The organism is Anaerococcus tetradius, assembly GCF_947087635.1.
Lineage (GTDB): Bacteria > Bacillota > Clostridia > Tissierellales > Peptoniphilaceae > Anaerococcus > Anaerococcus tetradius.
This window is the reverse complement of record NZ_CAMUDP010000004.1, coordinates 87,084-108,682: the sequence shown is the minus strand read 5'-3', so window position 1 is coordinate 108,682 and position 21,599 is coordinate 87,084. Positions and strand designations below refer to the sequence as shown.

The following is a 21,599-nucleotide window of genomic DNA, read 5'->3' as shown; positions in this document are numbered from 1 at the left end:
TCCATGCTCTAAGTAGCTTCAGGAAATATTTATCGATTTCCTTGTATCACTTTAACTATAGGCTTATCATATTTCCTAAATTTATAAATAATCTATCCAAGGCTCATTTAAGTTTACTTGTTCATAATCTAAAAATATTAATATATATAAGTCCTAGACGTCTATTAGCTTGGGCTTACTATCATTTCTAACTCAATGACAAGTCAGTAGATTTTTTTTTCAATTAATAGGGCTAAAAACTTATCTAACAGTTTTTTCTGCCCTCCAAGCCCAAGTTTCATAAGTCTCTTTCAAAGATTAGCCTTAGTAAACTTACCTTTATATAATAACATAATTTCACATCTTGGCAATAGTTAAAAACTTATCAATTTCTTAATATAATTTCTTTAATCTATAAGCTTATTTTAAGTAGTATAATATTACAAATGGAGGAAGTATGACTTACGATTTATTAAAAAAAGAAACTTTTGACAAATTAGGCCTTGAGGTTTTCTATTATGAGCATAAAAAAACTAAGGCCAAGATTATATATGTTAAGACAGATGATGAGAATAAAACTTTTGCTATAGGCTTTAAGACACCGCCCACAGATTCTAAGGGCAAGGCTCATATTATGGAGCATTCTGTTCTTAATGGTTCCAAAAAATATAGGACCAAGGATCCCTTTATGGATATGGCCTCCTCTAGCCTTCAGACCTTCCTAAATGCCATGACCTATCCTGATAAGACTGTTTATCCAGTATCTAGTGAAAACGATAAGGACTTTAGAAACCTAGTAGATGTCTATTTGGATGCCGTTTTTAATCCCTTGGTTTTGGAGAAGAAGGAAATTTTAGACCAAGAAGGTTGGCACTATGAAATGGAAGATGGAAAGATTAAAGGAATTTCTGGAGTTGTTTATAACGAAATGAAGGGGGCACTTTCTGATCCAGAAAGTCTAATCTATAATGACATCAACTCCCTCTTATATAAGGATAGTCCTTACGAACACGAGTCTGGTGGCAATCCTGACTTTATCGGAGATTTATCCTATGATGAATTTATAGACTTTTACAAAGACCATTATCATCCATCAAACTCCCATATTTACTTTTATGGAAATATGGAAATTGAACCACTCCTAAAAAGTTTAGACGAAGATTATCTAAGCAAATACGACTATAGAGAGATTGATACTTCCATAGAAGTAAAGGAAAATTATTATCCAAAGCTAGTAGAAGGCAAATACCCAACTAATAAGTTTAAAGAAAATGAAGATTACTTATCCTACGCCTTTCTTGCAAGCTCTGCCCTAGATAGCAAAGAATACCTAACTCTTTCAATCTTAGTTAACACCATCTTTAATATGGATTCGTCTAAGATTAGAAATGAAATCATAGAAAGGCTCAATCCAGAATATTTCTATGCAAGGCCAGGCTATGGTAATAGGTCTTCTGTCCTTATCCAAGCTCAAAAGGCTGATGGAAGTAAGATAGATGAATTTGTAGAAATTATAGAAAGAGGCTTAGCTGAAGCAAGCAAAAATATTTCCATAGATAGCCTAAAGTCCGCTTTTTCTATATTTGATTTTGCCCAAAGGGAAAATCTAAATGATGTAAATCGTGGTCTAAATTATTATTTGATGACAAATTTCGATGGAGATCCTTTTTCTGTCTTTAGGATAGTGGATGTTTTAGATGAGTTAAAAGCTCTTATAGGAACTAGCTACTATGAGGATTTTATCAAAAAATATTTCATCAACAATAAGACCCGCCTAATCCACCGTGCAAGACCTGATGAAAATTATTGGCAAGAAAAAAATCAAAGCTTTAAAGATAAGATAGACAAACTAAATGCCACAATGGATGAAAAATCTTTGGCTATAATAGAAAATGACCTAAAAAGGCTCAATAATTATCAAAATAGGGAGAACACTCCAGAAGAAAAGGCGACTATACCAAGGCTTGACCTAAAGGATGTACCTACTAAGCTAAAGGAAATTCCAAGAGAAGTCCATGAGGATAAGTTCAAGATAATCTATCACGATTTAGAAACAAGTGGCCTTATCTATGCAAATCTATATTTTAATGTAAACCATCTAAGCCTAGAAGAATTGCAATATCTCCAACTAATCAATGAGTTTATGGGATCTATCGACACTAAAAATATTTCCTACAAGGAGATTGACGATGTCATCTGGCAATATTTGACAGGACTTAACTTTAGCCTAACAAATATTAGAATTAAGAAAGATGAAATCGAAAGTTACCTAAAGGCTTCCCTAAAGACCACTAGAGAAAATATTGATAAGGCCCTTGACATCATCAAGGACTTTCTATCAAATTCTATCTTTGATGACCAAAAGAGATTAATTGAACTATTGCGAATTAGAAAATCAGTTTTCGAGTCTAATATGTATGACTCAGGACACCTCATAGCTATTAATAGAAATAATTCTCATATTGATAAGCTTTCTTATATAAAGGAGGCGATTTCTGGAGTTTCATATTATCTTTTTGTTAAGAAAATAATAAAAGAAGCAGGTGAGGACTTCCCTAGCTTTAAGGATAAACTTTCTAAAGTTTATGGAAAAATCTTATCTAAAAATCTCCTAGTAAATCTTACAGGAGCTAAGGCTGACCTAGACTTCTTTAGAAACTCAATAGAAACTAAGCTAGGCTTTTTGGATAAGACCTATGAGAAAAAAGAAATTAACTTCGAGAAAAAAGCTATCAAGGAAGCCCTAGCCTCTGATGCTAATGTAAATTACGTTTCAAAATCAGCAGACCTTAAAGCCTTCGGAGCTAAATATGATGGTAGATTCTCTCTAGCAAGTGCTATAATATCAAACCCTTACCTCTATGAACTAATAAGGGCTAAGGGAGGAGCCTATGGGGCAGGCATGCTAGTAGATAGGTCTGGACTTTTTTCTAGTTATTCTTATAGGGACCCAAATATTAGAGAGAGCCTTGATAATTACGATAAAATTTCTACTATAGCAAGAGAGCTTGTAATGGATAAAAGGGATTTCGAGAACCAACAAATCTCTGCTATGGGGACAATCCTTAGACCAAAATCTCCTTCTCAAAAGGCCGACATGGATTTTCTAGCCTACATGAAAGGAAATCCTAAGAGCGAAGAAGAAATCCTCGCTGAGATTAAAAATGCTAAAATTTCTGATATTAGAAGTTTTGCTGATATCTTTGAAAAGGCCCTAGCCCTTAATAATATTTGTGTTTTTGGTAACAGAGGAAAGATAAGGGAAAACTCTGACCTCTTCGATAAGATAATAGACCTTGCTGATTAAGATAATTAATCAAAAATGAATTATATTTAAATATCTTTTATAATAAATTGATTTGTAGTATGATATAATTAAGAAAACAAAAGGAAGAATTATGTCAGATAAAAATAATAAAAATAAAAAAAACATCTCCGATTTTGTGGAAGATATCGAAAACTTCTCTTTTGACGATATCCCCTTTGCAGAAATTGGCGAAAGAATAAAAAATTCAATTAACGGAGCTTTAAGGGGCTTTTCTAATTCAGCCAAGAAGAGTCTTCCACCTACTAGAAATCCAAGGGTCTGTGCCCAAAAGCCACCACAAAAAGATTCGGGAGTCTTTGCAGGTATAGTTTCTTTTATAGGAGGCCTTACCGCTCTTTCAGCCTTTCCTATGTTACTCGATGGGGAAGTTATTGCAGCTTTCCTATCCTTCTTTTTTGGTATAGCCTTTGCAGGAGTTTTTTGGAAAATATCAGCTAGACTTAAAAGACTATCTAATAATTACCTAAGATATCTTAGGGAACTTGGGGATAATACAGTAATTTCCATCAAAGACCTGGCAAGTGCTGTCGCCCAAAGCGAAGAAGAAACCACCAAGGACCTCCTCTACATGATGAAGAAAAATTATTTCATGCAAGCAAGGATTGTCGAAAATGGAAAAATTTTTATCCTAGATATACCAACCTTCAAACTCTACAAGGAAAAACTTGAACAAATTCCTTCTTATAGGCAAAATCTAAGTGATGATAGCATGTTAGAGGCTAGTGATATGTCGGTTGAAGATTTAAATAGCGAAAGAGCCAAGGAGATTATTGCTGAATCCATAAAATCTTTGGATAGGCTTAATGATGAAAAAGAAAAAATCGAAAACTTAGCTTTTAGGGAGAATTTGGGAAAGCTTATTGATAATTCAACTGCTATCCTAAGGATAATCGAGAAGTATCCAGAAAAAGCAACAGGCCTTAGCAAATTTTCAAATTATTACTTGCCTACCAGCTTAAAGCTTGTTGCTTCCTACAAGGATTTCGAACTAGTAAATAGTAGCGACCCTAGGATATTAAAGTCCATGGGAGAAATAGAAGGCTCTATAAAAACTATAGGAGAGGCCTTTGACAAGATGAAAATAGACCTCCTTGATGATAGGGCCATGGACATAAAGACTGAAATCGACACAATTAACCTCTTGTTAAAACAAGAAGGACTCGCAGATGATGATTGGAGTAGAAAATGAGCGATATTAAATTAACCCTTGATGGGGCAAATGAAGATGACAAATTAGAAGAAGTCGGAAAAGAAATAGACCTAGTAGAAAATAAAATAACTTTTTCTCCTGAAGAAGACAAGATGATAGAAGATTTTTCCCAAAAAATCGACCTTGAAGATACTAATATTATCCTCCAATATGGATCTGGAGCCCAAAAGAAGATTTCAAACTTCTCAGAAAAAACTCTCGATACCGTAAGAAACAAGGACCTCGGAGAAATCGGTGGCCTTCTAGATAAATTGGTTGTGGATATAAAAAGTATGGATGCCGAAGAAAGCTCTGGTCCACTCGGCTTTTTCAAAAAGCAAATAAATAAACTCGATGCCCTAAAGTCTAAGTACCAATCTGCAGAAAAAAATATTTCTGATATTTCCAAGATCTTAGAAAACCATCAGATAACCTTGATGAAGGACATTTCCATGCTTGATCAAATGTATGATCTTAACGAAGAATATTACAAGGAAATTTCCATGTATATAGAAGCTGGCAATAGGAAACTTATGAAAACTTACAAGGAGGATATACCAGCCCTTGAAAGTAAGGCAAGAACATCAAATCTTCCCCTTGATGCCCAAAAGGTTAATGACTTAAAATCCCAAGCCAATCGCTTCGAGAAAAAACTCCACGACCTAGACCTAACTAGAATGGTATCAATTCAGATGGCCCCACAAATAAGGATGGTTCAATCATCAAATTCCATCATGGCAGAGAAGATTCAAACTACAATCGTAAATACCATACCTCTTTGGAAAAACCAAATGGTTTTAGCCTTGGGTATGAACCACACCGAACAAGCTATCAAGACCCAACAGAGGGTAACTGACCTTACTAATAATCTTCTAAGAAAAAACGCCGATATCCTAAAGCAAAATACCATAGAAACTGCCAAGGCTACCGAGCGTGGTATAATCGACCTTGATACAATAAAGCACACCAATGAAGCCTTAATTTCAACTATAGAAGAAGTGAGAAATATTCAAATAGAGGGTAAAAAGAATAGAGAACTTGCCAAGGCTGAGCTTAAAAACCTTGAAGAAGAACTAAAGAAAAGGCTAAGCATAGGAAACTAGGGTATAATGTATTTGATAATCTTTATCAATACTAGGGACTGTTTTAATTAGCCTATACTCGCAAATTATAAAAGTTTACTTAGGACTTGATAGAGTAGAAGAAGAATTAAAGGAGAAATAATGACAGATAAATTAGAATTTAAGTTCGACTGCCAAATGCTTATAGCAGGCGAAGATTTGGACGAAGATGAAATATTTGACTATATAACAGAACACCTAGAAGGCGATAGCCTCCTTGCTGTAGGAGATGAAGACTTAATCAAAATCCACTTTCACTCCAACAAACCTTGGGAAGTCCTAGAGTATGCAGCAAGCCTAGGAGAAATTCACGATATAGTAATAGAGAATATGCAAAGACAAGCTGAAGGCCTCCAAGGCTAGAAATCAAAAAGACTATCAGGTACAGAGATTGCTTGATAGTCTTTTTTTTTGGGGATAACCCCAAGCCTTATTTACTTTATTTCACAATTTTAATCCAAGAGCTCTTTTAGTCTACCTATAACTTTGTAGTCGACTTTTTTCAATTCTTCGATATTTTTTGCCCCTACTAGGCACATAATAATTTTTATCTTGTAATTTAAATCCCTTAGGAAGTCTTCGCAAGCCTCATAGCCTCCATGGAGGAGATATCTTAGGACTTCCCCGCTCATAGCTGCCATATCAGCACCTATTATTATGGATTTTACGATATCCATGGCGTTTCTCAAACCGCCTGAGGCGATTATAAATACATTTTTTGATACGCTTCTTACATCTATAATTGATTTTGCTGTAGGGATGCCCCAGTCGTAAATTTCTGAGAAGTCTGTTTCTACATCTCTTAAATCTTCAATCTCTATGAAGTTGGTTCCGCCTTTGCCTGCTACATCAATGTATTTTACACCCATAGTCATAAGCTTTTGGGCAACTTTTTTGGAAATTCCAGAGCCTGTTTCCTTTACTATTATAGGCAAATCAAAATTTTCTACTAGATTTTTGATATTTTCATCAAGCTTTCTAAAGTCCCTATCCCCTTCTGGCATTACCAGCTCTTGGGCTATATTTAGGTGAACCTGCATGGCATTTGCCTTGATTAAATCTCTTGCAAAAATAAAATCCTCTAGACTTCTTTCACTTCCCAAATTACCAATTTTGATTAATTCTTTATCCTTCATTAGGGTGAAAGCATCTCGACTTTCTTCATCGTCTATGGCTATAGCTTCGCTTCCTACAGCCATAGGGATTCCTACGCTCTCGCAAATTGATGATAGGTCTTCGTTAATATCGCAACCTGCCTCACCACCTCCGGTCATGGCGTTAACCATAAGAGGCATGGTGATTTTTTTGCCTAAAAATTCTATGGATGTATCAATTTCATCCAAGCTCAAATTTCCCAAGGCATTGTGCTCTATATAAATATCGTCTAGCAGGCTATTGGTTAAACTTTCACTCTTTAAATAATTTTCTATATGTTCGTCTTTCCTTAATCTTCTTTCTTCCATTTCTCCACCTACTATTCGTCTATATCGCTCGTGTCAGCTTTTTCAACTGTGTTTTCTTGAGGAGCTTCTGGGGCTGGCTCGCTAGGCTTACTATCCTCTTGAGGCTCTTGTTTGCTTGTATCTTCTGTATTTTCATAACTTGGCTCATAATATTGATGCTCTTGCTCTGGCTCGTAATAATAATATGTTTCATTGTTTGGGTTACTATTATAGCTTGGAGGGTTAGCTGGTGCTTGATTTTCTACTGGAGGGTTAGGTTTAAGACTTCCAGTATTTTCTTCATGTTCTTTTTCAAAGCCCGCCTTAGACTTATCCCAGTTTTTAAGTTTGAAATCCTTGAAGTGCCTATCCACAAGCTCTAAGGTTTTTTCAAAATCAGGTATATAGTAGCTTGTCGCATATATAGTTTGCTCATGACCAGGAACCATATAGGTGCTTACCTTATCTGATGAGAAAACTTTCACATTATTAGCCAAATCCATCATGATTGGCATAGGTAGGTTGGTCTTAACATATTTCAAATAGTTAGTTATAAAAGTCATAAGATTAATCTTTTTAGACTTATCAACAATTTGATTGACCATAGCCTTCACAAAACCTTGTTGGGCCTTGACCCTTCCTATATCACCATTTACATAGATTTTTCTCGTTCTAAGATACCAAAGGGCATGCTGACCATCGAAATGGTTCATTCCTTCTCTAATTTTTAGTCTTCCTACATCTATTGAAACGCCTTCCGGCACATCAAAGTCTACACCTCCCAAGGCATCTATTATATTTTCGACAGCCTTGTAATTGACTTGTACATAATAATCTATATCGAGACCCAAGAAGTTCCTTAGAGTTTGCATAGTTAGCTCAATTCCTCCAAAGGCATGGGCATGGTTTACCTTATCAAATTCTTCTCTTATTTTAACCCTAGAGTCCCTAGGAATTGATAGAATGTCGATTTTGCCCGTTTCAGTATTTGCTTTCATAAGCATAATAGTATCAGTTCTGGTAAAATCGTCATTATTATCGCTATCTGAATTTTTATCTACTCCAACAAGTAATATCAGATGCTCATGTTCATTAGTAGAAACGGCATTATCATCGAAAGAATAACCTTCGCCAAAGGTCTTCTTTAGCTCTCTTGCTTGAAGCTTATCAAGAATTGCACTTGATCCAAAATATGCTAGAACAGCAACCATAACTACTGCCAAAATTCTTTTTAGTTTCATCTTATTTCCTTATCTAAATTTCAATAGTCCTTATCTATACTATTATATGCTAAATAACATCTCCTACAAGATACTTAGCTTTAGATTTGCACGAAAAAAAAGGAGGCAATGCCCCCTTATTAATCACTTAGAATTTTCTAATATCTTCCCTTAAACTTCAAGGCTTCTGCCATAGATTTGATAGCTACCATGAAAGAAGCTTGTCTGAGGTCGACATCTTTTTCTTCTGCCATATCGAAAATTCTTTTGAAAACTCTTAGCATATCTTCTTCTTCTTTATCTTTAACTTGATCGTAAGAGAAATAATAGCCTAATTGATTTTGTATCCATTCATAGTGACTTACCAAGACTCCGCCAGAGTTTGCCATTATATCAGGAATAATAGTTACTCCCTTAGCCTCTAAGAAATCTGATGCAAGAGGAGTTGTTGGGCCATTTGCCCCCTCAGAAATAACTTCTGCCTTAATACTCTTAGCTATATCTTCTGTGATAACATTTTCTAGGGCACAAGGTAGGAGAATGTCAGTATCTAGACCAAAAAATTCTTCGTTAGAAATCTTCTTAGTTCCTTCTGCCTCAAAATCTAGGACAGACTTACCAGCTTCCTTTAGTTCTAGTAGGGCTTCTGGATCAAAACCATTTTTGTTAACTATAGCAGAAGAACCTGATGGAGCATTTTTATCGCTAGCATTTACAGCAATTAGCTTTGCCCCAAATTCCTTTAGATACTTGCAGGTAAAATATCCTACATTACCAAAGCCTTGGCAGATAAAAGTTTTTCCTTCCAAGCTTTCATTTTTTCTTTGATAGTAATATTTTACAGAAAGAGCAACACCAAAACCTGTAGCTTGATCTCTAGCAAAAGATCCGCCTAGGGCAAGTGGCTTACCTGTAAAGGTAGCTATATCTTGCTTACCTTCATTTAGGCTTATATACTCATCAATAAAATATCCCATTATCTTTGCATTAGTATTTACATCTGGAGCTGGAACATCTTGTCTAGAACCTAAATAATTATTTATGCTTCTAACATAGGCTCTGGATAAAAGCTCTAGTTCTCTTTCGGAAAGTTCTTTTGGATTAACGCAAATGCCACCCTTGCCTCCACCTAGAGGAAGACCTAGGAGGGCTACCTTGATGCTCATCATCATAGAAAGAGCTTCAACTTCTTCTCTTGTAACCTTATCATCAAATCTAACTCCACCCTTGGATGGGCCTAGGGCTGAAGAATGTGCTGACCTATAGCCTTTAAATACCTTAGTGTAGCCCTTATCCATCTTTACAGGAATAGCTACTTCTAAGATTCTTTCAGGCTCTTTTAGTATCTCATAAACACTAGGATCTAGATTAAGTTTGTCACAAGCATCCTTGTATCTTAATCTGGTTGCTTCTAATATATCCAATTTTTCACTCATCATTAGCTCCTTATATTGTTTTATATTAATAATAATACATACATATTTATAGATAGTCAATTTTAAAAATAAAAAAACTTTCCGAAATTTTTCAGAAAGTTTTCATCAATTTTTAGCCCCCATTAGCTGTTGGATAGTTGTTATCGAATCCCTATAAGATTTGGATAAAATATCTGGTGCTGTTGGGTTTTCTTCATTAATTTTTCCTGCTGGATCATAACCGAGAGTATTGGTATAAGTAAATACTAGACCAGAATTTGGCATAACAGAATTTATTACTCCTAGGGTTATTCCATCTCCACCAGTATTTTGTCCGATAAGGGTTGCTGTGTTAGAATATTTCACAAAGTTTGCAAAGCCTTCTGCTGCAGAAAATACTTCTCCATCCACCAAAAGATACATAGAGCCTGGATAGCCATAATCCTTATCCGATGTATCTGGATTAATGGTTAAGACTTCCTTCATATAAAAGTCAAAACGCTTGAGATCATCAGCATGGTCAAGTTTTATTGCTGAGATATCGACATTAGAAAGTCTTTCTACATTTAAACTGTTATCAGCAAAGATAAGTTTAGACTCGTCAGATTCCTTGAAGAATAAATTGTTAGTAACTGTTTTTGGCCCAGTTATTAGCTTAGGTAGGAGGAAGTTTTGCCAATATTCCATATTTCCTCCGGTATTTCCTCTTATATCAATAGCTAGGGCCTTGTATAGGTGTTTGTTTTGGAGAAATTCCTTTAAGACTTTGAGGTCTTGGCTATATTTATCGCTAGATGCCATAGACTTTACTTTTAGTAGGGCTATACCATCAGCCGCTTCTTCAAATTCTAGATTGTTATCAGAAATATTGTCAAAAATAGCCGATCTTCTATCAAGATCAAGCTTTGCCTCAGTATCGCTTTGGACTCCATCTATCCCATACCTATTTCTAACTACCTGCCTATTTAGGTTTAAAAATTCGTAATAAATTGATGGAGACTTCCAATTTTTAGAAAAATACTTCATGGTCTTTAGGACATAGTCCCTATCTGCAATCCTAGTGTGATTATTTTTTAGGTCTAGCATGACCTCTTCCATGGTTTTTCTAAATTCTTCGTCATTTTTGCATGCTTCTACCATTCCCTTATACTTATCATAATTGTTTAGAAAGTCCATCTTGTGCTTTCTCTTTAGGACACCAAAAAAAGGATAATTATTTTTGATTTGATCAAAGAAATAGTTAAAGTCCTCCACTCTTTGCTCTTTAGTAAGCTCTTTTGGTCTTTGGACCTTGGGAAGCTGAAGCTTTAGGGGATGGCTTAAACCCTTATACCATTTAAGGTAATCATCTACTGAAAAATCCGTAATCTTATCTGGGTAAAATGAACCGTCAGAAAGGACAAGTCCCTCCTTGTCATATTCCCTCATGGCTTTTTTCATTTTCATTGATTCAAATCTTCTTTCTACACAAGAAGTCAGAAAAAGGAGGATGATTAATAAAAAGCCAATCCTTAGTTTTTTATTCATCTATAAGTCCTCCATTTAAAACCAAATCTCTCTTGTAGAGATCATAGAGAAGGGCAATATTACCCAAAGGATTAACTAGAGAATAAATTATTATAAAAAGGATTATAAAGGATAATTTATTTAACTCAACTCTTCTGATAGAGGCCTGGCTATAGTTGATGTTTTTGAGATTTAGGAGGGAATAAATCATAGCAAAGACTCCAAATACAATCTCAAATATCTCCCTAAAATATATACCAAAGGCTAAAACTCCCAAACCCGACAAAAACCATAACAAGGAGCTTAGTTTAACTAAGCTATTATATTTTCTTATTACATTTCTTTCTTTGTTTTTTCTCTTGCGCATATCATAATTCCAGATTCGGATAGACTTTCATGAAATTATCGTCCACATCTCCGTTTTTATAGTTAAGATAACCTGCCATGGCTATCATAGCCGCATTGTCTGTACAAAGTATGGTTGAAGGGTGGTAGAATTTGATATTTTCCTTCTCACATTCTTCTGTCAACCTCCCCTTCAATCTAGAGTTTGCTGCAACTCCTCCGCTTACTGCTAGTGTTTTCATCCCAGTTTCTTTTAATAAAGCCATGGACTTATCTACCAAAACATCGACAACTGCTTCTTGAAAGCTTGCTGCAAGATCAGCTTTATTAAACTCCAAGCCTTTTTGTTCCATATTATTAGCATAATTAAGGACAGCTGTCTTTAGCCCAGAAAAAGAAAAATCATAGGACCCCTTCTTTAGCATAACCCTAGGAAAGTCGATGGCTTCCTTATTTCCATCCTTGGCAAGCTTGTCGATTTTTGGTCCTCCAGGATAGCCTAGACCAATCTTTCTTGCCACCTTATCAAAAGATTCTCCAGCCGCATCATCTAAAGTCCTACCCACAACTTCATAATCAGTATAGGAGTTTACCTTACACAAATAAGTATGACCACCTGATACAACTAGACTTATAAAAGGAGGCTTCAAATCTTTATTTGATAGATAATTAGCACATATATGACCCTGCATATGATTTGCACCGATTAGGGGGGCGCCTGTAGCTAGAGAAAGTCCCTTGGCAGCAGAAATCCCTACCAAAAGAGATCCCATAAGACCTGGACCCTTGGTTACAGATATAAGGTCTATATCATCATAGCTAAGCTTAGCATCAGCTAGGGCCTTTTCGATCAGAGGATTTATCGCCTCAAGATGCTTTCTGCTGGCAATTTCTGGTACGACTCCACCAAATAAGGCATGGATATCTATCTGAGATGATATCAAATTAACCAAAACTTCTCTTTCGTTTTTTAAAATTGCAACCGAGCTGTCATCACAGCTGGTCTCAATTCCCATTGTATAAAAATCACTCATATAATTTCCTCTTCATATTGTAGGCATCTTCTCCCAACTTCTGATAATAATTTTTCCTTATGCCGTCTTTTTCAAATCCGAAATTCTCATAAAGGGAAATAGCCTTGATATTTTTGACCGATACCTCAAGCCAAATTTCACTTGTCCCACTTTCTTTACTCTTATCTATCAAATGCCTAAGAAGCTCGCTGGCAATTCCTTTTTGCCTGTGATTTTCGTCAACAGCTATGGTAAAAATCTCTACAAGATCAAGGACCTTACTAGCTATATAAAAGCCTACAACTTCTCCATCAAGTTCATAAACATAGTGCTTCAAGAGGGAATTGTCCATAAGCTCTTTTATAAGCTGTTTTTTGCTCCAAGGTTCGAAAAAAGATGCATTTTCTATTTCATAGACCTTGTCAGCATCCCTTATTTCCATCTTTCTTATCATTTTTATGTAACTGCCTTTCTGCTTGACTAGCCCTTAGATAATTTGGAACAAGTTCATAAAGTTTTGGGCTAGGGGCCTTATCTTCTAAGGCTATCTTAATCAAAGACCTGCCTATAGAATTGTTGAAATTAAGAGAAAGAGGCCTTGCCTTAGTAAATTTATCCCTATATTTCTCATTCATAGTTCCAATAAGCTCGACTTGTTGATCTAAATCATTGACAAGCCTAGCTAAATCGTCAATATTATATAAATCTTCCTTAATAAGTTCATTGAAATCCCCATCGAAGCAGGCCGCATACACCCTATCTCCCCTTGCATCAATCATAGGTAATTTAAGAGTCTTTGATGAAGAGTTATTAGCTAGGGCAAGGAGTGTAGATACTGGGATCAAATCCTTATTTCCTACTTGAGCCAAGGTCTTTGCTATGGTCATTCCTATCCTAAGGCCTGTAAAGGAACCTGGCCCCTTGGCTATGACGAATTTATCAATATCGGCTATCTTCATTCCAAGAAGGGACAAAAGACTTTCAATCATAGGAACCAAGGATTCGCTATGAGTTTTTTGTTGGTTGACATTAAAATCTCCAATAATCTCCACCCCATCTGATATAGTTACAGTAGAAATCATTGTAGATGTATCAATTGCTAAAATATTCATTTATTTCACTTCCCCTAGGAGTATCATTATCAATAATAAGCTGTCTACTAGTCTCATCTATCTTTTTTATCTCTAGATTAATCATATCATTTGGCAAGTAGCCTTCGACATTTTCTGCCCATTCAAGAATAGTGATAGCATCTTGAGGATAAAAATATTCTTCAAAATCTATATCCAATACATCGTCTGGATGATCAAATCTATAAAGATCAAGATGATAAATCTTTTTATCTCCATCGTAAATATTTACAATAGCAAAAGTAGGAGATGAAGAATCGTCTATATGAAAATACTTACAAATATAGCCTGTAAGTGTAGTCTTGCCCGCTCCCATATCTCCTATTAAATTAACGACATCGCCTTCTTTTAAAAGAGAGGCGAATTTATCTGCAAAATTTTTTAATTCTTCTAAATTTTTAATAATCATAATTCCTCTTAATTTATATTATACTAAGAAAGAGCAAATAAAAAAGCCCAATCGGTCTGATTGAGCTAATAAGCTATTTGTACTTGATTATATGTGATACTCTCTTATAAATCAAATCGGTAACAAGACTTGCTATAAGGCCCTTAACTATATTAAATGGTAATATTGATAAAATCATTAGAGAAAAGTAGCTCTTTACAAGGCCATTTGTCTTAGCTGTCATTGCTACAAAAGCATTTAAGTCTATACCCATAACCCTAGCATAGGTTGGAAAAACTACAAAAGCATTGGATATGGTAGCAATTGCAGTCATCGCTACAACTCCTAGGCTTAAAGCGAAGAGAGCATTCTTTTTAGTCTTTCTATTCTTATAAATACTTGATGAAACATAAACAAATACTGCACCAACTATGAAATTAGATAACTCTCCAACACCACCTGTTGTTGTCTTTGTAAGATTCAATATATTTTTGATAAGTTGGATAAGAACTCCATACCAAGGACCCATAGCAAAGCCACCTATGAGGGCTGGCACATCAGCAAGATCGACTTTCATAAATGGTGGGGCTATTGGTATTGGGAATTGAATAAACATCAATATGTAGGCAAAGGCTGCCAAGACACCAACTTTTACAGCTGAATTTAAACTAAAACTTTTACTTCTATTCATACTTCCTCCTTTAGGGCAATAAAAAATGCCCAAGATCAGGGCAAAAAAAGCAGATTATTATAATCTTCTTTCATCCAGACTATACTGTCGGTATTGGAATCTCACCAATTCAGTCATTCGACTCGCGGACTATACCGCCGGTTAAGGAATCACACCTTTCCCTGAAGATGTCGCTTTTGCGACTTTTGTTTAGTTTTTGTTAAAACCATCATACCATATGCTTAAAATAATTTCAAGAAAATTTGCTATTCGTTTTCACACTTATTTAAAATCCACATATAGCCCTTTTTATTAATGGTCTTTATTGGGTTAATTTTTGCTTTTTTGAATTGACTTCTTATCTTTCTTATGTATTCTCTTACAGACCTTTCAGTTGTATCAAAGCCTTTAGCGCACATATCATTAACTATGTCTTCTCTAGATAAGACCCTACCCATATTTTTAATAAGAATAGAGCAAATAGCAATCTCGCTTCTAGTAAGATCTAAGATATCGTTTCCTATCCTAAAGATTCCATTATCCTCTTCTAAGCTACATATGCCCAAGCTTACGATATTAGCCTCTTTTAGCTCTTCAACCTTTCTAAATATATCCTTTATAAACTCTTCTCTAGTTAGAGAATGGATTACAAAGTCCTTATCATCTATCTCTTGCTCGTAAGGATTTTTCTTATACCTTTCTGTAAGATAGATAACAGGAATTTTGGTCTTTTGTTTAATAAATTGAATAACCTGAATGCACTTATTGTGAGTCATGTCTACCAAAATTAGGTCAACGCCCTTTAGGTCTCTAAACAAGAGATCATTAATGGAATCTATCCTTTCTACAAGAACCTCGTTTTTGTTAAAACGAGTATTGATAAGTGAGGATACCCCATTTTCATTTTCTACAGACAGAATCCTCATTATTCCTCCTATTCTAAGGAACAAGCCCTTGATTATGTAATGTGGACAAATATCCCGTCTATTTCATTTTACCCTATATATAATAAGCCTGCAAAATAAAGCATTAGCAATATCTTCCTTGTATCATTAATAGCTAGTTAATGATTAATAGCCTAAGGAGGGATTAGCATAAGGATAGCTTATATCTTCTCAAAAAAAAGAGCCCCTGAAGGCTCCATGTTTTATAGATAATATTTTTTCACTACGTTAAGTTCATCATCTAGTTCGTAAACTAGAGGTTGACCAGTAGGAATTTCTAGGCCCATGATGTCATCATCTGAGATTTTCTCTAGATGTTTTGCTAGGGCTCTAAGGCTGTTACCATGAGCTGCTACTAGAACTGTTTCTCCATCTAGAAGTTGTGGAGCAATATGGTCGAAGTAATAAGGAAGGACTCTTTCGAGGGTTACCTTTAAGTTTTCTGCTCTTGGAACTACATCAGCTGGTAGGTGTTTGAACATTGGAAGCTCTTTTTGTTTTTTAGCTTCTTCATCACTTAGTTCTGGTGGAAGTGTATCATAGCTTCTTCTCCAAATATGAACTTGTTCATCCCCATATTTTTCTGCTGTTTCTGCCTTGTTTAGGCCTTGTAGAGCACCATAGTGTCTTTCATTAAGTCTCCAAGATTTTTCTACTGGAACAAACATTTGTCCTGAATATTCTAGGGCAAAGTTACATGTTTTGATTGCTCTTGTTAGGACTGATGTGTGAGCGTGATCAAACATTATTCCTGCTTCTTTGATTTTTCTTCCAGCTTCTTTTGCTTCTTCTTCCCCTTTTTGAGATAAGTTAACGTCAACCCAGCCTGTAAATTTGTTGGCAAGGTTCCATTCACTTTGGCCATGTCTTACTAGAACTAATTTCTTTGTCATTATCTTCTCCTTAATTTTTCATCCATTTCTAACTCTTTTTGCTTACTTTTTAAAGCATTATTTCTTTCTTCGTCTAGGGAGTCCATCCAGTTAAGGGCTTTGGAGCTTCCAATTATTACGCATTCACTAGGATTGTCAGCTATTTTAACTTCTATTTGAAGCTTTTCCCTAAGCCTATCTTTTAGGCCTAAAGTATTTGCTGCTCCTCCTGTTAGGATTATTTGCCTATCGTAAATGTCAGAGGCAAGCTCTGGTGGTGTTACTTCTAAGACTTTCTTCACTCCATCAACAATTAAATCAATCTCACTTCTGATACAATCGTAAATTTCTGCCACAGGTAGGTATATTTTTTGAGGTAGGCCACTTGTTATAGCTCTTCCTGTAACTTCTAGAGATTGTTCAAGGTCAGCTAGTCCCGCTTCGATTTTGATTTCTTCTGATTTGGTATCCCCTATTAATATACCATATCTTTGTCTAATATAATCTTTAATTTTCCTATCGAAGGAAGTTCCTGCAGAATCAACGGACTTACTTGCCACAACTTGGCCCATAGAAATAACTGCTATGTCGCTTGTTCCTCCACCTATATCAATTACTAGGCTTCCTCCCACATCAGTTATATCACATCCTGCACCAAGAGCAGCTGCTAGGGGCTCTTCTATTAGATAAGTCCTATGGCTACCTGCATTATCGCTGGCTTGAAGGACTGCTCTTTTTTCTACTTGAGTAGACCTTGATGGTACGCATATAAGAAGGTCTGGTTTTAGCAAGGCTTTTTTCACTGCCTTATCGAGGAAGTATTTGAGCATTCTTTCTGTCGCTTTAAAATCGGATATAACTCCATCTTTGATAGGCATGATTGCCTTGATATTGCCCGGCGCTCTTCCTATAAGCTTTTTTGCTTCACTTCCTACAGCGAGGATTTCATCAGTAAGTACATCTATCGCTATAACAGAAGGCTCTTCTAAGACTATTCCCTTGCCCAATACATATACTAAAACTGACGATGTTCCCAAGTCTATCGCAATAGCTCTTCTTAGTCTTGCCATATTATCTCCTAGTATTTTTTCAAATCATTCACTTTATCTAGACTTTCCCAAGTAAAGTCTTTGTCATTTCTTCCGAAATGTCCAAAGGCTGCAGTCTTTTTATAAATTGGTCTTTTTAAATCAAGCTTGTCTATTATAGCTTGAGGTCTAAAGTCGAAGTTCTCCTTAACTATTTCAAGGAGTTTTTCATCATCATACTTTCCTGTTCCAAAGCTATCTACATAAATAGAAAGTGGTCTTGCAACTCCTATTGCATAGGATAGGCCTATTTCTAATTTCTTGGCAAGGCCTGCTGCAACCATGTTTTTGGCAGCATATCTTGCCATGTAGGCTGCAGATCTATCTACCTTTGTAGGATCCTTTCCAGAAAAAGCTCCACCACCAGATTTAGAATATCCACCGTAAGAGTCTACTATTATCTTCCTTCCAGTAAGACCGCTATCTCCCTTAGGTCCGCCTATTACAAACTTACCTGTTGGATTTACATAGATTTTTGTATTACAATCCATGAGATTTGCGTCAATTACCTTATCAATTACTTCTCTGATTATATCTTCTCTGATTTTTTCTAAAGATACATCAGGGCTGTGTTGGGCAGATATTACTATGGAGTCTATTCTTTTTAGGACTCCATCATCATATTCTACGGTTACTTGGCTCTTTCCATCTGGTCTTAGGTAGGATAAAATCCCATCACGTCTAACCTTACTTAGTCTTTGGGAAAGTTTTTGGGCATAGACAACTGATAGAGGTAAGTATTCATCACTCTCATCATCGGCATAGCCAAATACCATACCCTGATCTCCAGCTCCAATTTTGTCATAGTCATCATGGCTATTTTGATAATCTTGGGCAGAATCTACGCCTTGGGCTATATCTGCTGATTGCTCTATGAGGGATGTTAGGACTGCTACATTTGAATAATCAAAACCTAGGCTTGGATCATCGTAGCCGATTTCTTTGATAGTATCTCTTACTATGGCCTCTATTGGAGCATAAGCTTGTGTAGATATTTCCCCTACTACTAGGACAAGACCTGTTGTTGTTACAGTCTCGCAGGCAACTCTTGAATCCTTATCTTGACTTAGACATTCATCAAGGATTGCATCAGAGATCTGATCGCATACCTTATCTGGATGTCCTTCTGTTACTGATTCGCTTGTTATTAATTTTTTCATTATTTCCTTCTTTCTAAAAGAACTACTGCGCGAGCTTCTATCCCTTCACCCCTACCGGTAAAGCCTAGTTTTTCGCTAGTAGAAGCCTTAACACTTATATTTTCTATATCACATTTGAGATGTTTAGCCAAAAGTTTCCTTATTTCTTCTCTAAGTGGGGATATTTTTGGCATTTCACAAATAATTACCGTATCGAGATTTCCAATCTCGTAGCCTTCTTCTCGCATTAGAGCTACAACCCTATCTAGAAGATTTATGGAGTATATATCCTTATAGGCTGGGTCTGTATCTGGAAACAAATTTCCAATATCAGGCTTAGCCAAGGCTCCAAGTATGGCATCCATTATTGCATGGGTTAGGACGTCTGCGTCTGAATGGCCCAAAAGGCCTAGTTCGTAATCAAACTTAACTCCTCCCAAATACAAATCTCTTCCTTCAACTAATTTGTGAACATCATAACCAATTCCAATTCTCATTATACGTCCTTTTTCCTCTGAAGATATGCATTTGCAAAAATTATATCTTCTTGGGTTGTTATTTTAATATTTGAATACTCGCCATGGACAACCTTGACCCCTTCGTCCCTATCGAAAAATTCGAAAAGTTGGGAGTCGTCTGTAACCTTAAACTCACTTTCTAGATATTTTTCATACATGGAAAATATTAGCTTCTTATCAAAAGCTTGTGGGGTTTGGATGTTATAAACATAATCCCTGTTTGGGGTAAAGTCCACATACATATTCTCATCTACGATTTTTACTGTATCCTTAGACTTGGTTGCAGTAATTACAGCCTTATTATCCCTGAGGGATGCTATGGTTTTAAGAAAAAGTTCAGGGCTTGCAAAAGGTCTTACCCCATCATGGGTTAAGACCAAATCACAGCTAGGATCTAGGGCCTTTAGACCCTCAAAGGTCGAAAGTTCCCTAGTATTTTTGCCATATACATAGCGAATATTCTTATCATACTTCTTTAGAAGCTCTTCTACTAACAGACTATCGTCTTTTCTGATGACAAGTATAATCTCATCAATTAAATCTATATTTGTTATGGTATCTAGGGTGATTTCCAATATTCTCCTTCCCCCTACTTCTATGTAGGGTTTGTTAATCTTAGATTTCATCCTTTGACCTGATCCTGCTGCTGTTACTATGCAGGATAAAAACTTTCCATCAATCATTCTTATGCCTTACAAATATCATTCTTCCGGCTGATGTTTGAAGCACTGATGTAACAGTCGCATCTATTGTTTGATCAATATATTTCACACCATCTTCTACTACAACCATAGTTCCATCTTCTAGATAAGCTACACCTTGATTTTTGCCCTTACCTTCCTTGATGACATCAACTCTCATCATCTCACCTGGTATAACCACAGGCTTTAAGGCGTTGGCAAGGTCGTTTATGTTTAGGATTGGTATTCCTTGGACATCAGCAACCTTATTTAGGTTATAATCATTAGTAAAAATCTTACCATTCAAGTCAATAGCAAGCTTTAAAAGCTTAGAATCAACTTCCTTTATGTCCTTATAGTCCTTGTTTATGACTTTTAGCTTGATTTTCTTATTTTCCTTAATCTTGTTGATTATATCAAGGCCCCTCCTGCCCCTTTCTCTTTTTAGGTCATCAGGAGAATCTGCTATATGTTGGAGCTCTTCAAGGACAAACTCGCTTACCACAAGTTCTCCTTCTATGAAGTCTGTTTCTATAATATCTAAAATTCTTCCATCTATTATTACAGAAGTATCTAAGATTTTAGGACATGCACTGTGCTTATTTCTATCAAAGATAAAGCCCTTAGTTTCTTTCGACTCCCTAGTTTCCTTCCTCTGGAATATGCCAAGGATGTCCTCTGCATTATTAGATGCAACTCTCCAACCTAGATAGCCTAGCCCAATATATAATAAAATAGATAATAGCACAAAAATTAAATTTCCTACATAAGGAATGGTTAGTTCGGTTAGGGGTCTGGTTACCAAAGCTGCTATCAAAAATCCTAAGATGGCACCTAATATACCAACAATAAGCTTATTAGCTGGAAGTTTTTTTAAATTGTCTTCAAATAAGTTAAAACCTTCCGAAAACTTATCAGAAAACCTATCAGTTAACATGTAAAAAACTAATGCTCCCAATAAAGCTGCTGCAATATGAGCAAAGATTATAGCAAAGCCGGCGCCTGGTAAAAAATCCGTGCCGGCATTAACAAGTCTTAAAATCACTATGCCAAGAACAGCTCCGATTATTGAAAGCACTAATCGAATTATTCTTTTCATTTATTTCTCCTTAGAGTCCTATGGACTCATCAATCATTTTTTCCGCTTCTTCTTTTTCTAGAGAACCTGCCATTACTAATTCGCTTGCGAGAATTCTTCTTGACCTATTTAAAAGTTTCTTTTCAGTGGTAGAAAGTCCCTTATCCTTGTCCAAAATAGCTAAGTTTCTAACCATTTTAGCAATCTCAAATATGTCGCCTGTCTTTAGGATTTCTTGATTTTGTCTGTATCTTACTGTCCAATTGCTACTCATATCACTTGGTTCATCGTCAAGAATTTTAAGTACCCTATCTCCCTCTTCTTTACTTATAACATCTCTGATGTTCATGTCATTGATTTTATTTGTAGGGATTGATATATCCATATCCCCTATTGGCATCTTTAGGATGAAATAATCTTTTTCCTCTCCCAAAAATTCCTTTTTCTCTATCGAATCAATGATTCCTGCACCATGCATAGGATATACAATCTTATCGCCGATTTTAAACATTTTTACCTCCTAGGTTCTCTATT

General features: G+C 35.8%; 22 protein-coding genes and 1 riboswitch. Of the genes, 4 read left to right on the top strand and 18 right to left on the bottom strand.

From position 1 onward, the window contains the following. Positions 1 to 436 precede the first annotated feature (436 nt). The 4 genes from P6936_RS02390 to P6936_RS02375 all read left to right on the top strand — a co-directional run bounded on the left by P6936_RS02390 (position 437) and on the right by P6936_RS02375 (position 5,980). Positions 437 to 3,286 carry an insulinase family protein gene (locus P6936_RS02390; RefSeq protein WP_276880721.1) on the top strand — a complete coding sequence of 950 codons (2,850 nt, stop codon included), beginning with the start codon at positions 437 to 439 and terminating at the stop codon, positions 3,284 to 3,286. Positions 3,287 to 3,377: 91 nt separating this feature from the next. Beyond that, positions 3,378 to 4,496, top strand: coding sequence for a 5-bromo-4-chloroindolyl phosphate hydrolysis family protein (locus tag P6936_RS02385; RefSeq protein ID WP_276880720.1), 1,119 nt, complete (start codon positions 3,378 to 3,380; stop codon positions 4,494 to 4,496). Beyond that, positions 4,493 to 5,599, top strand: coding sequence for a toxic anion resistance protein (locus P6936_RS02380; RefSeq protein ID WP_060929063.1), 1,107 nt, complete (start codon positions 4,493 to 4,495; stop codon positions 5,597 to 5,599). Before P6936_RS02385 ends, P6936_RS02380 begins: the two co-directional genes overlap by 4 nt. Before the next feature lie 120 nt (positions 5,600 to 5,719). After that, on the top strand, positions 5,720 to 5,980 hold the full coding sequence (locus P6936_RS02375) for a hypothetical protein (protein ID WP_004837613.1): 261 nt from the start codon (positions 5,720 to 5,722) through the stop codon (positions 5,978 to 5,980). Positions 5,981 to 6,069: 89 nt separating this feature from the next. Here P6936_RS02375 and fni read toward each other — a convergent pair whose 3' ends face one another. The 18 genes from fni to P6936_RS02285 all read right to left on the bottom strand — a co-directional run bounded on the left by fni (position 6,070) and on the right by P6936_RS02285 (position 21,576). Beyond that, a complete protein-coding gene (gene fni, locus P6936_RS02370; protein ID WP_004837612.1) occupies positions 6,070 to 7,080 on the bottom strand; it encodes a type 2 isopentenyl-diphosphate Delta-isomerase in 1,011 nt (336 codons plus the stop codon). Between the two features lie 11 nt (positions 7,081 to 7,091). Beyond that, positions 7,092 to 8,300 carry an LCP family protein gene (locus P6936_RS02365; RefSeq protein WP_276864080.1) on the bottom strand — a complete coding sequence of 403 codons (1,209 nt, stop codon included), beginning with the start codon at positions 8,298 to 8,300 and terminating at the stop codon, positions 7,092 to 7,094. Positions 8,301 to 8,437: 137 nt separating this feature from the next. Beyond that, positions 8,438 to 9,715, bottom strand: a complete 1,278-nt coding sequence (locus tag P6936_RS02360; protein WP_004837610.1) for a Glu/Leu/Phe/Val family dehydrogenase — start codon at positions 9,713 to 9,715, stop codon at positions 8,438 to 8,440. 105 nt (positions 9,716 to 9,820) lie between these two features. Then, positions 9,821 to 11,221, bottom strand: coding sequence for a S41 family peptidase (locus P6936_RS02355; RefSeq protein ID WP_276862443.1), 1,401 nt, complete (start codon positions 11,219 to 11,221; stop codon positions 9,821 to 9,823). After that, positions 11,214 to 11,567: a hypothetical protein gene (locus tag P6936_RS02350; protein ID WP_276880719.1), complete on the bottom strand. Its 354-nt coding sequence runs from the start codon at positions 11,565 to 11,567 to the stop codon at positions 11,214 to 11,216. The genes P6936_RS02355 and P6936_RS02350 overlap by 8 nt, the downstream gene beginning before the upstream one ends. Position 11,568: 1 nt before the next feature. Further along, a complete protein-coding gene (tsaD, locus tag P6936_RS02345) occupies positions 11,569 to 12,579 on the bottom strand; it encodes a tRNA (adenosine(37)-N6)-threonylcarbamoyltransferase complex transferase subunit TsaD (RefSeq protein ID WP_004837607.1) in 1,011 nt (336 codons plus the stop codon). Further along, positions 12,572 to 13,012 carry a ribosomal protein S18-alanine N-acetyltransferase gene (gene rimI / locus P6936_RS02340; RefSeq protein WP_004837606.1) on the bottom strand — a complete coding sequence of 147 codons (441 nt, stop codon included), beginning with the start codon at positions 13,010 to 13,012 and terminating at the stop codon, positions 12,572 to 12,574. The genes tsaD and rimI overlap by 8 nt, the downstream gene beginning before the upstream one ends. Continuing rightward, complete coding sequence (gene tsaB, locus P6936_RS02335) at positions 12,981 to 13,670, bottom strand: tRNA (adenosine(37)-N6)-threonylcarbamoyltransferase complex dimerization subunit type 1 TsaB (protein ID WP_004837605.1); 690 nt, start codon at positions 13,668 to 13,670, stop codon at positions 12,981 to 12,983. The genes rimI and tsaB overlap by 32 nt, the downstream gene beginning before the upstream one ends. Further along, entirely contained in the window at positions 13,651 to 14,097 is a 447-nt protein-coding gene (tsaE, locus tag P6936_RS02330) for a tRNA (adenosine(37)-N6)-threonylcarbamoyltransferase complex ATPase subunit type 1 TsaE (RefSeq protein ID WP_004837604.1), read from the bottom strand. Before tsaE ends, tsaB begins: the two co-directional genes overlap by 20 nt. A 73-nt stretch (positions 14,098 to 14,170) precedes the next feature. Beyond that, a complete protein-coding gene (locus tag P6936_RS02325) occupies positions 14,171 to 14,767 on the bottom strand; it encodes an ECF transporter S component (RefSeq protein WP_004837603.1) in 597 nt (198 codons plus the stop codon). 58 nt (positions 14,768 to 14,825) lie between these two features. Beyond that, a riboswitch (FMN riboswitch) is annotated at positions 14,826 to 14,940 on the bottom strand. Between the two features lie 72 nt (positions 14,941 to 15,012). Continuing rightward, a complete protein-coding gene (locus P6936_RS02320) occupies positions 15,013 to 15,672 on the bottom strand; it encodes a winged helix-turn-helix transcriptional regulator (RefSeq protein ID WP_004837602.1) in 660 nt (219 codons plus the stop codon). A gap of 221 nt (positions 15,673 to 15,893) precedes the next feature. Beyond that, positions 15,894 to 16,583 carry a 2,3-diphosphoglycerate-dependent phosphoglycerate mutase gene (gene gpmA, locus P6936_RS02315; RefSeq protein WP_004837601.1) on the bottom strand — a complete coding sequence of 230 codons (690 nt, stop codon included), beginning with the start codon at positions 16,581 to 16,583 and terminating at the stop codon, positions 15,894 to 15,896. Beyond that, positions 16,583 to 17,632: a rod shape-determining protein gene (locus tag P6936_RS02310; RefSeq protein ID WP_004837600.1), complete on the bottom strand. Its 1,050-nt coding sequence runs from the start codon at positions 17,630 to 17,632 to the stop codon at positions 16,583 to 16,585. Before P6936_RS02310 ends, gpmA begins: the two co-directional genes overlap by 1 nt. A gap of 8 nt (positions 17,633 to 17,640) precedes the next feature. Beyond that, positions 17,641 to 18,810: a methionine adenosyltransferase gene (gene metK / locus P6936_RS02305; RefSeq protein WP_060929057.1), complete on the bottom strand. Its 1,170-nt coding sequence runs from the start codon at positions 18,808 to 18,810 to the stop codon at positions 17,641 to 17,643. Continuing rightward, positions 18,810 to 19,286: a 2-C-methyl-D-erythritol 2,4-cyclodiphosphate synthase gene (gene ispF / locus P6936_RS02300; RefSeq protein ID WP_276864070.1), complete on the bottom strand. Its 477-nt coding sequence runs from the start codon at positions 19,284 to 19,286 to the stop codon at positions 18,810 to 18,812. The genes metK and ispF overlap by 1 nt, the downstream gene beginning before the upstream one ends. Beyond that, complete coding sequence (gene ispD / locus P6936_RS02295) at positions 19,286 to 19,990, bottom strand: 2-C-methyl-D-erythritol 4-phosphate cytidylyltransferase (RefSeq protein WP_060929055.1); 705 nt, start codon at positions 19,988 to 19,990, stop codon at positions 19,286 to 19,288. The genes ispF and ispD overlap by 1 nt, the downstream gene beginning before the upstream one ends. Continuing rightward, entirely contained in the window at positions 19,983 to 21,086 is a 1,104-nt protein-coding gene (locus P6936_RS02290) for a PIN/TRAM domain-containing protein (RefSeq protein WP_276880718.1), read from the bottom strand. Before P6936_RS02290 ends, ispD begins: the two co-directional genes overlap by 8 nt. 10 nt (positions 21,087 to 21,096) lie before the next feature. Then, entirely contained in the window at positions 21,097 to 21,576 is a 480-nt protein-coding gene (locus P6936_RS02285; protein ID WP_004837595.1) for a CarD family transcriptional regulator, read from the bottom strand. Positions 21,577 to 21,599 lie beyond the last annotated feature (23 nt).